The organism is Paenarthrobacter sp. PAE-2 (assembly GCF_026013155.1).
Lineage (GTDB): Bacteria > Actinomycetota > Actinomycetes > Actinomycetales > Micrococcaceae > Arthrobacter > Arthrobacter ureafaciens.
Genome location: NZ_JAPDNV010000028.1, coordinates 1 through 12353, shown reverse-complemented (window position 1 = coordinate 12353; position 12353 = coordinate 1). Strand labels below are relative to the sequence as shown.

At 64.7% G+C, this 12353-nt stretch carries 11 protein-coding genes; 4 read left to right on the top strand and 7 right to left on the bottom strand.

Translation table 11 applies throughout. The features are described 5' to 3' along the window. Nucleotides 1-46: 46 nt before the first annotated feature. Nucleotides 47-937: a glycerophosphodiester phosphodiesterase gene (locus tag OCL88_RS15520; protein WP_264963071.1), complete on the bottom strand. Its 891-nt coding sequence runs from the start codon at nt 935-937 to the stop codon at nt 47-49. Nucleotides 938-986: 49 nt separating this feature from the next. On the opposite strand from OCL88_RS15520, the gene OCL88_RS15515 reads away from it, so the two are divergent. Next, nucleotides 987-2342 carry a DUF445 domain-containing protein gene (locus tag OCL88_RS15515; RefSeq protein WP_264963070.1) on the top strand — a complete coding sequence of 452 codons (1356 nt, stop codon included), beginning with the start codon at nt 987-989 and terminating at the stop codon, nt 2340-2342. A gap of 64 nt (nt 2343-2406) precedes the next feature. Here OCL88_RS15515 and OCL88_RS15510 read toward each other — a convergent pair whose 3' ends face one another. From OCL88_RS15510 to OCL88_RS15485, 6 genes are all read right to left on the bottom strand, one after another. Continuing rightward, nucleotides 2407-3198 carry a biotin-dependent carboxyltransferase family protein gene (locus OCL88_RS15510; RefSeq protein ID WP_264963069.1) on the bottom strand — a complete coding sequence of 264 codons (792 nt, stop codon included), beginning with the start codon at nt 3196-3198 and terminating at the stop codon, nt 2407-2409. Nucleotides 3199-3228: 30 nt separating this feature from the next. Continuing rightward, complete coding sequence (locus OCL88_RS15505) at nt 3229-3978, bottom strand: LamB/YcsF family protein (RefSeq protein ID WP_264963068.1); 750 nt, start codon at nt 3976-3978, stop codon at nt 3229-3231. Further along, entirely contained in the window at nt 3962-4801 is an 840-nt protein-coding gene (locus OCL88_RS15500) for a hypothetical protein (RefSeq protein WP_264963067.1), read from the bottom strand. Before OCL88_RS15500 ends, OCL88_RS15505 begins: the two co-directional genes overlap by 17 nt. A 47-nt stretch (nt 4802-4848) precedes the next feature. Continuing rightward, complete coding sequence (locus tag OCL88_RS15495) at nt 4849-5886, bottom strand: LacI family DNA-binding transcriptional regulator (protein WP_264963066.1); 1038 nt, start codon at nt 5884-5886, stop codon at nt 4849-4851. Between the two features lie 494 nt (nt 5887-6380). Next, nucleotides 6381-7823, bottom strand: coding sequence for an SLC13 family permease (locus OCL88_RS15490; protein ID WP_264963065.1), 1443 nt, complete (start codon nt 7821-7823; stop codon nt 6381-6383). 32 nt (nt 7824-7855) lie between these two features. Further along, nucleotides 7856-8983, bottom strand: coding sequence for a PrpF domain-containing protein (locus OCL88_RS15485; RefSeq protein WP_264963064.1), 1128 nt, complete (start codon nt 8981-8983; stop codon nt 7856-7858). Nucleotides 8984-9221: 238 nt separating this feature from the next. On the opposite strand from OCL88_RS15485, the gene OCL88_RS15480 reads away from it, so the two are divergent. The 3 genes from OCL88_RS15480 (at nt 9222) to OCL88_RS15470 (ending at nt 12243) form a co-directional block, all read left to right on the top strand. Next, entirely contained in the window at nt 9222-10160 is a 939-nt protein-coding gene (locus OCL88_RS15480; protein WP_264963063.1) for a LysR family transcriptional regulator, read from the top strand. A 158-nt stretch (nt 10161-10318) separates the two neighbouring features. Further along, complete coding sequence (locus tag OCL88_RS15475; RefSeq protein WP_264963092.1) at nt 10319-11458, top strand: Gfo/Idh/MocA family oxidoreductase; 1140 nt, start codon at nt 10319-10321, stop codon at nt 11456-11458. Further along, nucleotides 11455-12243: a TIM barrel protein gene (locus OCL88_RS15470; RefSeq protein ID WP_264963062.1), complete on the top strand. Its 789-nt coding sequence runs from the start codon at nt 11455-11457 to the stop codon at nt 12241-12243. Before OCL88_RS15475 ends, OCL88_RS15470 begins: the two co-directional genes overlap by 4 nt. Nucleotides 12244-12353: the final 110 nt, after the last annotated feature.

The window sequence follows — 12353 nt, the reverse complement described above, 5'->3', positions numbered from 1 at the left end:
TCAATCACAACGCTTGGCACGCCCGCCAAAAATTTCTCTGCTGCGGCTACGTACTGGGGACGCTGAGCTGGGCAAGAACCCGGGCCGGATTGTTAGTGGTGATCTCGTGGATGCCGAGCCCTTGGCACAGGGCTACGTCGTTTTCTGAATCCACGGTCCACACCCGGAAGATGCGACCGGCTTCCATCCAACGCTGGACGTTGAGCGCATGTTCGCGAACGTAGTCGATTCCCGGACCGGCTATGCCCACCTCGCCCTCATTCAGGACGCGTTCAGCTTCCTCTTGGGTGGCACGCATGACATTGGCCACGGCTCCGGCGGTGATCGGGCCCAATCCCAGCCCTTCACGGATCTCTTGAACCGTGAAGTTGTCCACCAGTTGGCACACATGCTCCGGGGGGACCGTTTCCAACAAGCGCTGTATGGAGTCCGTATCAAAGCTCATGAAGGAGATGTGGATGTTGTCCAGCCGGGAATCGTCCGCTGTCCAGCCTTCCCCGGCGAGAAGTTCCAGCACACGGTCCTCGAGCTTGAGTTGGTAGGGACTGGGGTGTTTCAGCTCAATGGCCAGGCCGATTTCGCGTCCCGCTTCCCTGAGGATGCCCAGCAGTTCGGGCAACGTCAGGAATTGCTCGGCGATGCCACCGTAAGCATCCGGGATCCTTGCACCTTTCCACGAGGAGAAGTCAAGGGAACGGAGCTCTTCCAGCGTCCGCTCCGAGACGGGTCCCGTTCCTGTGGAGGTGCGGTCCAGGGTGGCGTCGTGGAGCAGCACCACATGCTGGTCGCGGGTGAGGTGGACATCGCACTCAACCCCGTCGGCGCCGTCGGCGATCGCTTTCAAATACGCGGCCCTGGTGTGCTCGGCGTAAGTAGCGCTGGCCCCTCGATGTGCATAGACCTTGGGGCGCGCAGGGGCGAAGGATTCGCTGCTCATGCAGACACCGTAACCTACAGTGCTGCACGCACCGGGCTAGTCTGGGCTAATGCAGGTGAACTCTGAACAAATCCCCGCCGAAGACGTCACCAACCAGCCACAGCCAACCCAAACGCAAGGTGCCCGGCGAAGCAAGGCGCGCTCCGCCGTCGTCGGGCTTTCCGCCGGCGACCTGGAAAAGGCTGCCGCGCTGCGCCGGATGAAGCGGCTGGCGCTGTCCCTGCTGATCGTCATGGCCGTGATCTTCCTGTTCGCTTTTGCCCTGCAGAAGCAGTACCCGTGGCTTGAGTACGTGCGTGCGGCGGCCGAGGGCGGCATGGTGGGAGCACTGGCTGACTGGTTCGCGGTGACGGCCCTGTTCAGGTATCCGATGGGGCTGAAGATTCCGCACACGGCCATCATTCCCCGCCGCAAGGACCAGATCGGTGAGTCCCTCAGCGACTTCGTGGAAAGCAACTTCCTCTCGCAGGAGGTGGTGCAGGGCAAGCTGGTCAGCATCGACATCGCCCGCAAGGCCGGAACATGGCTTTCCGCCCCGGGCGGCGCGGAGCGCGTGGCCAAGGAAGGCGGCGCCATGATCCGCGGCGCCTTCACCGTCCTCAACGACGACGACGTCCAAGCCGTCATCGAAGGACTGGTACGCAAGCACCTGCTGACGCCGCCGTGGGGACCACCCGTGGGCCGGATGGCTGAACGGATCTTCGCAGACGGACACCACCACAAACTGGTGGACCTCCTGGTGGACCGTGCCGCCGACTGGGTGGACGCCAACCACAACACGGTGAACCGCTTGGTCTCGGACCGCTCGCCGGTCTGGGTGCCCACGTTCGTGGATGGGATGGTAGGAGACAAGGTCTATGTGGAGCTCTTGAAGTTCGTCCGCGCCGTGCAGAACGACCCCAACCACCAGGTCCGCCAGTCCATCGACTCCTACCTCACCGACCTGGCGCAGGACCTGCAGCATGATCGGGTCATGATCGAACGTGCCGAGGCCATCAAGGCACAGATCCTCGGCGATCCCGAGGTCCGCGAACTTGCTTCCCGCACCTGGGGAACGGTGAAGACCGCCTTGCTCACCGCCGTCGATGATCCGGACAGTGAACTCAGCCAGCGCTTCAAGGGCGCCGTCCGCGACTTCGGTTCGCGGCTGGTCAATGACGACGAACTGGCGGGCAAGGTGAACGCGTGGATCGGTGACGCCGCCGGATACCTGGTGAACACGTACCGCTCGGACATCGCCGGGGTCATCTCGGACACTGTGGCCCGTTGGGATGCCGAGGAAACCTCGCAGAAGATCGAGCTCCAGGTGGGCAAGGACCTTCAGTACATCCGGATCAACGGCACCGTGGTGGGAGCTCTGGCCGGCCTGCTGATCTTCACGGTGGCGCACCTGTTGTTCGGCTAGCGCCTGCGGGGACAGCAAATTTTCTCAGAATGGCCCCCGGTGAGAAAATCCGGGCGCCGCTTTCTCAGCCCAGCAGGTGCACCATCTGCCCCGGCCGCGCTTGGCCGAGGGCGTCGAGGTCCTCGTCACGCACCGTGGCTATGACCGGGGAGGCGCTCGTGGCCGGGTGGTCGGCGAGGGCGATCACCGGAAGGCCCGACGGCGGCAGGAGGACCGAGCCTGTCACCAACTGTCGGGAGCGGGGCGGGCCGGGTTGATGGTCGCCGGGCGTGGCGCCGGAAAGTGGCCGGCCGGCCAGCCGTGCCCCAACCCGGTCCGACTCCGGCGAGAGTATCCACGGTTCCTTTGTCAGCCGAAGCCAGGTGCCGGCGTCGTAATCCTGTGCATCCGGGCCGGGGGCAACCCTGGCAACTACGGGGCGTTCAGAGTCCAGGGCCCGCCGCGCGGGCAGTCCCACGGCGGGAAAACCTTGGCCGTGCGGCCGGCCGAAAGCCAACGTCCGCCCGGTACGGAGCACATCGGGCTGCGGCACGATGCCGCCTTGGACCGCGAGGTAGTATCGGATTCCGAAGTGAGCCCTGCCGAACTCCACCACCGCGCCCGGAGCCACCCTGAGGGCCTTGTTTTGGGGCAGTTCCGAGCCGTTGAGCCTGACCATGCCCTCAGCACCCGAAACTGCGATGGCCGAGCCGGTAACGAACCGCAGGCGCAGGCCGCCCACAAGGATTTCAAGTCCCGGCGCCTCGGCGGCATTGCCCAGCAACGCGTTGGCCAGCTGCAACGAGGCCCGGTCCAGCGCCCGGTCCGGGGGCACCACCAAACCCTGCGTGCCGGCGTCCATCACAATCGCGCTCACTCGGGCCTCCTTTGAACCGGGAACCACAGTTTAGGCGAACGCTTGGATCTCCACACCTGCCCGTTCCAGGCCTTTGCGGACTGCCGCGGCCATCTCCAAGGCTTCGGGCGTATCGCCGTGAATCCATAGCGAATCAGCCTCGACCGCCAAGACCGTTCCGTCGTGGGCGACGACTTCCCCGCGGGTGGCGAGCCGGACGGCCTGCGCCACTGCATCGTCGGAGTTCTGCAGGACGGCGCCCTCCTGCGAACGAGGCACCAAACTTCCGTCCGGGTTGTAAGCGCGGTCAACGAACGCTTCGCGGAACACGGGGTGTCCGGCTTCTTCCGCCAGGGTCAGCCACGCCGAGCCCGGCAGCCCAAGGACCGGCAATCCGGGGTCGTAGGCATGAACGGCAGCAACCACGGCCTCGGCTTGCTCTGTGTCCCGGACCAGCCGGTCATAGAGGGCGCCGTGCGGCCTGACATAGTCAACGGTAGCGCCCACGGCATGGGCCACTCCGTCCAGGGCACCCAACTGGTAGAGCACGTCGCCGAACAGTTCATCGAAGCTCATGTCCAGCGCACGACCGCCGAACCCGGCCAAGTCCGGGTAGCCAACATGCGCTCCGACCCGGACATCAAGGTCGAAGGCCGCGCGGCAACTGTCCAACATGGTGATTGGATCTCCGGCGTGGAAGCCGCAGGCCACATTGGCGCTGCTGACGAGCCGGAGCATGGAAGCATCATCGCCCATCGACCAAGCTCCGAATGACTGTCCGACGTCAGCGTTGAGGTCCACGAGCGCCTCCTTCCATGACCGGAGCGTTTTCCAGGGCAGGAGCGTTTTCCAGGACGCGCGCCTCGGGGTTGGCCAGCAGTTCTCCGGGGATCGTGTCCGGCAAGGCACCGAAAGCTTCCTTGGCCGTTGCGACTACCGCCCGTCCCATCATGAGGTTGCCGGCACCGCCCACCACCGCGCCGACGCCGAACGGTAGGGCCCTGCCCAGGAAGGCAGTACCTTGCCGCTTGATGAGGTTCTTGAGGAACGCTCGCTGGATGGCGTCCCGGATCACGCCGAAACCGCTGCCGGGGATCTTCTTGGTCAGCGTGGTCCCCCATGCATTGGTCACGCCCTTGCTCCGGCCGAGGGACTGGCCGCTCAACGCGCCCAGCAGCGACGTGCCTTCTTCGCCCAGCATGATGGCCATGACCATGGTCCGGGCGCGTTCCGGATCGGTCAGCCGGATACCGTGCAATTCAGCCAGCGAGGACGCGTACAGCGCCGTGGTCTCCAGGAATCCGACCGTTGCGAGCGCCGAAAGTCCCAGCGACGCCGCGGTTCCCAGACCCGGTACGACGGCGATGGCACCTACGCCTGCTCCCCCGCCGGAGACGGCGGTCAGGTAGTCGCGCTCCAGTTTCGCGGCAAGCTGCGCTGGCGTGGCGTTCGGGTGCCGGCGCTGCATCCGCCGCAGGTTGGCCAGGACCAGGGGCCGTTGCACTTCGACGGCTTTCAGCAGCACGTTGTGCACGCCGGGCTTGGTGTTGCCTTCGGCGTCGAACACCGCATTATGGGCAGTTTTCTGGGCGATTCGCACCGCCGGATTGGATCGCTTTGGCATCTTCACAGCCTAAGCCACCCACCACCCCGGGCGCATACTAAGGGCACTTATAAATTATTTTTTGGCACCGGCCCGGTGGTGCCACGAACCACCAGGTGAGGGATCCGGACAAGGTGGGCGGCCGGCGTCGTGCTTTCCAAGCGCTGGATGGCACAGTCGACGGCGGCACTCGCCAGGAGCGGCGCGTCCTGGCTGACCGAGGACAACCGGATGTAGCTCAAACGGGCGAACTGGCTGTCGTCATAGCCCAGCACGGAAACATCCTGTGGAACGCGGAGTCCGGATGCGCGGAGGCTCTCCAGGATCCCCAGTGCGCAGCGGTCATTGAAGGCGACCACGGCGGTGGGCGGATTGTCCTGCAGTTCGCGTCCGGCCCGTATCCCGTCCTCTTCGGTGGGACCGCCCGGAATCACCCTTGGCTCCAGGCCCAGCCCGGCCATTTCGGCAAGGTAGGCCTCCCGGCGCTGCGGACCGCTCACCATGCTGCCGCCGTCGACGTGGGCGATTCGCGTGTGGCCCAGCGAGGTGAGGTGCCCCAGGGCGATGCGGATGCCCTCGCGGTCGTCACTGCTGACTGAGTCGAGGGACTCCCCGACGTCGTCACGGAGGAGGCTGACCACGGGAAGCCGCGCGGCGAAACGGGCAAGTTCCTGTTCATCCAGGGTGGGCGAGATCATGATTAAGGCTTCGCAGCCCAAGTCCACAAGCGCCTCAACAGCGTGGGTTTCCGTCCGGTCGCGGGTGACGGCACTCAGGGCAAGCTCGTAGCCCCGCTGTGCCGCTGCCGCGTACGCCGCGTCCACGATTTCGGCGTGGAAGGCGTGCGAGGTTGAAAACGTCACCCCCAGGAGCCTGGTTCGACTGCTCCGCAGGAGGCGGGCGCGGCTATCCGGGCGGTAGCCCAGCAGCCGGGCTGCTTCCTGGACTTTGCGTCGCGTGGCTTCGGATGCGCCGGGAGCGTCCCGCATGACGATGGATACGAGGGCGCGGGAGACACCCGCCGCTTCCGCGACGTCCATCAACGTTGGCCGCTTGCCGGTCATGGCCCTCCTCTGCTCGGAGAGCCAGTCTATAGAACGATCCATGGCTCAACCCGCAGGTCTGCGTTCGAGGATAGACGTGCGGCCGGCCGCGACTCAGACGACCGACCGCACTAGCCCGGTTATACGCAGTGACGGCGCCCCGGGCGGGCCCCAGAACCCGCCACATCCCTCACTGCTAACTCAGCGTTGATCGCGCGGCATGGGCCGAAAAGGGCGACGGCGCAGCACGCGGTTCAACGACTAGGGCACTGGTTATGTGTGCACCTTCGCGGGATCGTGACGCTGGGTTCGGAGCAATATTTTGGCGCTGCCTCCGGACGGTGCATGAGGGGCGGGATTCCTCGTTTCCCGGCCGGGAGCAGAGGGAGGGAGCGCCGGGCCGGTCGCAGGGCAAAACGAAGGCAAGACGACCAGGGGTCGCCTTGCCTTCGTGTTGTGCCTGTGATGGACCTGCACCCGACCGTCGGGTTTCCTGTTGCGTGGGAACGCAGGTCCCCTTGGCACCTGCCGGACGGAGGTCCGGCGAGCTGTGGCTGCTACATGATTCCCGTGGGAACCAGCAGCGCCCAAGCGAGGGCCGGAGCGGCGAGGACAACTCCGCCGGCGTACATCATCAACTGGCGGTAGACGCGCTGGCGGTCTGCTTCCCGGGCGTTCGCCACAACCAGGGCTCCGTCAGTGGAGAAGGGCGATACATCCACAACGGTTGCAGCGATAGCAAGGGCCGCCACCGTGCCCGACGCGCTGAGGGAACTGGTTGCCAGCAGCGGGCCTGCCATGGGGATGAATGCAGTCAACAGGGCGGTGGACGATGCGAACGCCGAGCCGACGCCAATGACGTAGCAAAGAACCAGGGCAATCAGCAGGGGCGCTCCAAGAGCCAGGGCCATCTCGGCCAGCGTATCGATCACGCCGACGTGCTGGAGCAAGGAGACGTAGGTGATCATGCCGGCGACCAGCAGGACGGTGGACCACGAGACGCCACCGATGAAGGTTTGGTGTTCCTTGATGTTGACGAACGCCAGCAGCAGACCTGCGGACAGGGCCACGAACCCGATCGGCATATGGAAGCCCAAGGTGCAAACGAGGATGGCGACGATCAGAGCCAGCGTGAAGAACTGCTGCCCCGTGGGCCGTCCGATGCGGGGAGTGTCCAGGGCGGTGTATTCGTTGGAATGCTTGTCCCGGAGCTTGCCGAGGAGCGCGAACAGCACGATCGTCAGCGCGGACAGGATGAAGTTAAGGGCGAAGCTGGCCAGGAAGAGCGCACCCTGGTCGATGGGGAAACCGTTCTTGTTCGCGATGTCGTGGACCAGCACGCCGGCCACGGACAGCGGCGAGAAACCGCCGGCGTGGGCACCATTGATGACGAAGGCCCCCATCAGGACGGGGTGGAGGCGGGACTCGTAAGCGAGGCCGAGGGCAGCAGGTGCCAGGAGTGCCACCGCTGCGGGAGAGAAGGTTCCCAGCGCCGTCAGGGCAGCGGCCATCAGGAAGAACACCCACGGAAGCATCATGGTCTTGCCGCGGACAAGGCGGACACAGCTCTGCACAATGATGTCGATGGACCCGTTGCGTTGCGCCATGCTGAAGAAGTAGGTGACACCGATGATGGTCAGGACGATGCTGGCGGGAAATTCCTCCAGGATCTGCTTGTCCGTCATGCCAAGGACGAAGTAGCCCACTCCGAACGAGGCAACCAGGCCCATGACGCCGATGTTGAGCGGCCACTTGGTGGCTACGACGAACATCACGACGAGGATGACCAAGGGAATGATCTGGGTGATGGTCATGGTCGGCTCCGTATCCGAGGCGGCCGAAGGGGTGCCCGGGACACCCCCAAACAGGAGGGCGGCCATGCCCAGAATGGCGATGACGGCTGCCGTCACCAGAAGAATACGACGGCGACGCTTGGGTGGCGCAGTTTGGTCCTGCGACGCGGTGGTTAGGGTGGTCTTTTCTGCAATCTTTGTGGTCATGATGGCTCTCTCTTCATTGAGCAGCGGCCTCGTCATCGAGTAGCGCCGGCAAGGGAAGCCCCTGCCTTGGGTGCCTTGATATCGAGGGTTTCGGGGAGATGGATGGTGGTGGAGGCAATGGTGCGGGCCGTCCGGTCCACGCCGACGAGCAGGGAACCGTCCCGTTCCTCGCTCCATGTTTCGATGACGCCGGCCGGAGTGCGCAGCCGTAGCGTCGGCGATCCGAAATCTCCGAGGAACCGCTGCATCACGGTGCCCGGAGTCCTGGCGGCGAGCGTGAGCCCAATGCTTCCCGTGATCGCGAGGGCGGGGTGGGGCTTACCCATGGACAGCATCATGATGCCGGCGTCACTCCCCTGATCAGTGGATGACGGCGGAGCAACTATGGCGACTTTGGGAATGGCCCTGGCCGCCTCGCCGGCCGTTGCGGCCAGGCCCATGCGCACGGCTGCTTGGCGGCGGATACGTTCCAGGGTTTGCAGCAGCAGTTCGACGCCGCCGAACCAGGAATCGTACGCCTCCGGATCCAGGCCAAGGTCTTCGGCCCTGATGATGACCACCGGAGCGCCGGCATCCACCATGGAGACGTTCCACGTGGTGCCGCCCACCGTCAGGGCATCTGTCGCCGCGCCGGACGGGAGGAGGCGGCCGGTGGTCTTGCCTGCGGGATCCAAGAATCCCAGCCCCACTTGGTGTCCGGGGAACGGCACTCCGGGCATTTCCGCCAGGGGCTCGGCAGGAAGGCCGGCATCCGGGGTAGCTATACGTTGGATAATGATCTGCCCGGTGTTCGTATTGCGGGTGACGATTCGGGTGACGTCACCGCGCGGAACCACCCAGCCTTTCTCAATCGCGTACAGGCCAACCACGGCCGAGCAGTTGCCGCAGTTGCTGCCCCAGTCCACCGCCGCTTCCTCGATGCCTACCTGGGCAAAAGTGAACTCGACATCTACATCGCCCGTTTGCGGCCTGTGCAGGATCATCGCCTTGCTGGTTGTAGAGGTAGCTCCGCCCACGCCATCAATCTGGCGGTGGTCCGGACTGCCGAAGAGGCGCGGAAGCAAGACATCCGGGCTTGCTTGGGTCTTCTCCAGCTGTGCTGATTCAAACACCCAGCACTTACTGGTGCCGCCGCGCATCCATTCTGCTTGGATCTTCATGGTCTATTCCTTGCTTCTCGACGCCCCAGGTGTTGAGGGGATATTTCGAGAATGAGCCAGATCACAAATGAAGACAATGTTGGAAATCTTGATGGGGATGTAGCAGCACTTCATTCACTGGCAGGAAAGCTCCGAACGTCCGCATTAAACCCCGCTCTGCCGTCAGAATTGGCGCCCAAGTGTCGGGATCAACCCTGTGAATGCATAGAATGAACCAATCCTGAGGAGGGGTAAAGCATTGCTTAACGATGATTCCCAAAGTCTTTTTGATATCCGGCGCCTGGCCCTCTTGGTGGAAGTGGTTGAGCAGGGCTCCATCACGTCAGCGGCGGAATTGATGATGTACACGCCCTCGGCGGTCTCGCAGCAACTCCGGAAGCTCGAGCAGGAAGTCGGACAGCCATTGCTCAACCGCCGCTCCCGGGGCGTCGTCCCCACGGAGGCGGGGCAGGTCCTGGCCGGTCACGCCCGGAAGATCGTGGAACAGATGCTGGCCGCCCAAGCCGACCTTGCCCAGATAGCCGGGCTCAAGCGCGGGTCGTTGGTGGTAGGGACTTTTCCCACTCTGGCCGGATCCTTCCTTCCCCTGGTGATCCGGGTCTTCAAGAAGCGCTACCCGGCAATCGGGCTATCGGTCCGGAGCGCGCGCTTCGACGAGCTCGTCTCCGACCTTCAGTCAGGCGTCACGGGATTGTGCCTGCTGTGGGACTACCCTTGGAACCGCTTCCATGACGACGCGATCCGCGTCACCGAAGTCTTCCGGGAGAGCACGGTCCTTCTCGTCTCCCGCAATCACCCCTTGGCCGAGCGGGATGAAGTCCGCATGGAGGAGTTAGGCAAGGAATCCTGGATTGTCCGCGCCGAGGCCCACCCCGTCGTGGAAGTTCTCAAACGCTCGGCGCACGACGCCGGTTTTGAGCCGTCCATTGGATTCCTCGCCAACGACTACCAGGAGGCGCAGGCGATGGTCAGCGTCGGCATGGGAGTGGCGATGGTCCCCCGGACCGCCGTGGCCTTGCAACACCCCGACGTGAAGGTCATCTCCCTGGGAGATGCCGCACCCATGCGCCGCGTCCTGCTCGCGCAGCGGCAAGACAAGGTCTACGCCCCGGCAGAAGTGGCGTTCCAGTCCACGCTCATGGAACTGGCGAAAAAGCACGCCGAGGATTACCTCTAACCACCACCATCGGAGCCCGGACGCTTCCCGCTGCGGATACCTTCGAGGCGCATCACGGTGGAGCAAGAAGACTACTAGAACGATCTAGACAGAACTATCGGCATAGTGCCACCATGGATGAACTAGAACGATCTAGAAGCTATCCCACAGGAGTCCCGTTGAGCTACCTCCACCACCCCGCCACCGCAGACCAGCCCGTACGCGTTGCCTTGATCGGCGCTGGTTGGATCGGCAAATTCCACGCCGAGTCCATTGCCAGGCGCATTCCAACAGCACACCTTGAGGCAATTACCGATCCCGTGCTTCCCGCAGTCCAGGAACTCGCTTCCAGGCTGGGAGTGTGGAAGATCAGCACCGACGTCCAGGATGTCCTCGCGGATCCGGACGTTGATGCGGTCCTCATTGCAGCGCCCATGCGCTTCCACTCAGACCTCATCACGGCCGCCGCCCGCGCCGGCAAGGACGTTTTTTGCGAGAAGCCCGGCGGGGCCACCCTGGATGAACTCGACGCCGCCATCGACGCCGCGGCGAGTGCCGGCGTCGTACTCCGTTTCGGCTTCAACCGCCGCTACTCCAGCGACTTCGCGGCCGCCCGCAAGCTGATCGACGGCGGCACTGTGGGGACCCCGCAATTGCTTCGCTCGCTCACGCGCGACCCCGGGACCGAGGCCGGCATCAGCAACCCTGAACGCATCGCACCCGGCACCATCTTCCTGGAGACCCTGATCCACGACTTCGACACCCTCAACTGGCTCAACCCGGGCGCCGTGCCCGTGAAGGTCCATGCGGTTGCGGATGCCTTGGTGGCACCCGAGGCGAAGCCGGGCGGCCTGCTGGATACCGCCGTCGTGACCGTCACTTACAGCAACGGCGCAATCGCAGTGGCGGAAGCCAATTTCAACGCCCTCTATGGCTACGACGTCCGCGGCGAGGTCTTCGGCTCCGCCGGCATGGTCACGGCGGGTTCGCCCCAGGCCACGAATGCCACCAGCTACACGGCTGCCGGCGTCGCTTCTGACACGACGCGGTTGAACATAGATCTGTTCCATGACGCGTACACGGCCGAACTTGCGCACTTTGTGCACGACGTCGCCGTCCGGCGGGGCTATGCACCGGAAGGTACGACGGCGGCCACCGCGCCTGCCGCCGTGGCAGCACCGGGTGGTGTGGACGCGCGAAACGCCTTGGCTGTGGCGCTGGCCGCGTTCAAGTCAGCGGAAACCGGCCTGCCTGTGGAGATTTCCGACATTGCAGAGCTGCGGACCGCCGAAGGTGCCGTGGAATTGCAGGGCGCATGAGCTTCCGTCTGGCGGTCTGCGCGGAGATGGTCTACGGCGAACTGCCCCTGATCGACCGGGTGCGGAGGATCCACGAGCACGGCTTCGACGTGGAACTGTGGGACACCCGCGGACAGGACATCTCCGCCCTCGCCGCGACGGGAGCCCGGTTCTCGTCGATGAGCGGCTACTTCGGCGGCAGCGTCGTCGATCCTTCAAATGCCCATGAAGTGCTGGCCTCGGCAGAGAAGCTGATCCCCACCGCATTGGAACTGGGGGTGGAACGAATGGTGGTCCACCCGGCCGAACTCGGCGAAGGCGGGCGTGCCGTCCGGCCGACCCACCGGTCCACGGGAGAAATGTGGCTGACCGGGCTCCGCACGCTGGAGAAGCTCGGCGCCCTGGGCGAACAGCATGGCATCACGTTTGCCTTGGAGAACCTCAACACCATCCTTGACCATCCGGGCATCCCGTTGGCCCGGGCAAAGGACACTCTTGCGTTGGTGCGGGCAGTGGACCATCCGAACGTGAAGATGATGCTGGACCTCTACCACGCACAGATCGGCGAAGGGAACCTGATCGAACTGGTCCGTGCGGCCGGGCCGCACATCGGGGAGATCCAGGTGGCGGACGTTCCCGGGCGGTTCGAGCCCGGGACGGGAGAGATCAACTACCCGGCCATTGCCAAGGCACTCCGGGATGCCGGGTATGCGGGAGTGATCGGCATGGAGGCGGGTGCGGTCGGCGGCCAGGGAGTCGAGGCAGGCGACGTAGCACTGTCCGCTTTCCGCGCCACCTTCGCCTAACCCCGCCCCCTCCACCCCTCCCCTCCTCCCCCTCCCCTCGTCCCCCTCCCCCTCCCTGGGGTTGCCCGCAAGTTGTGGACAGTCGGTCAGGCGGCTTGTGCCGGCTGAGG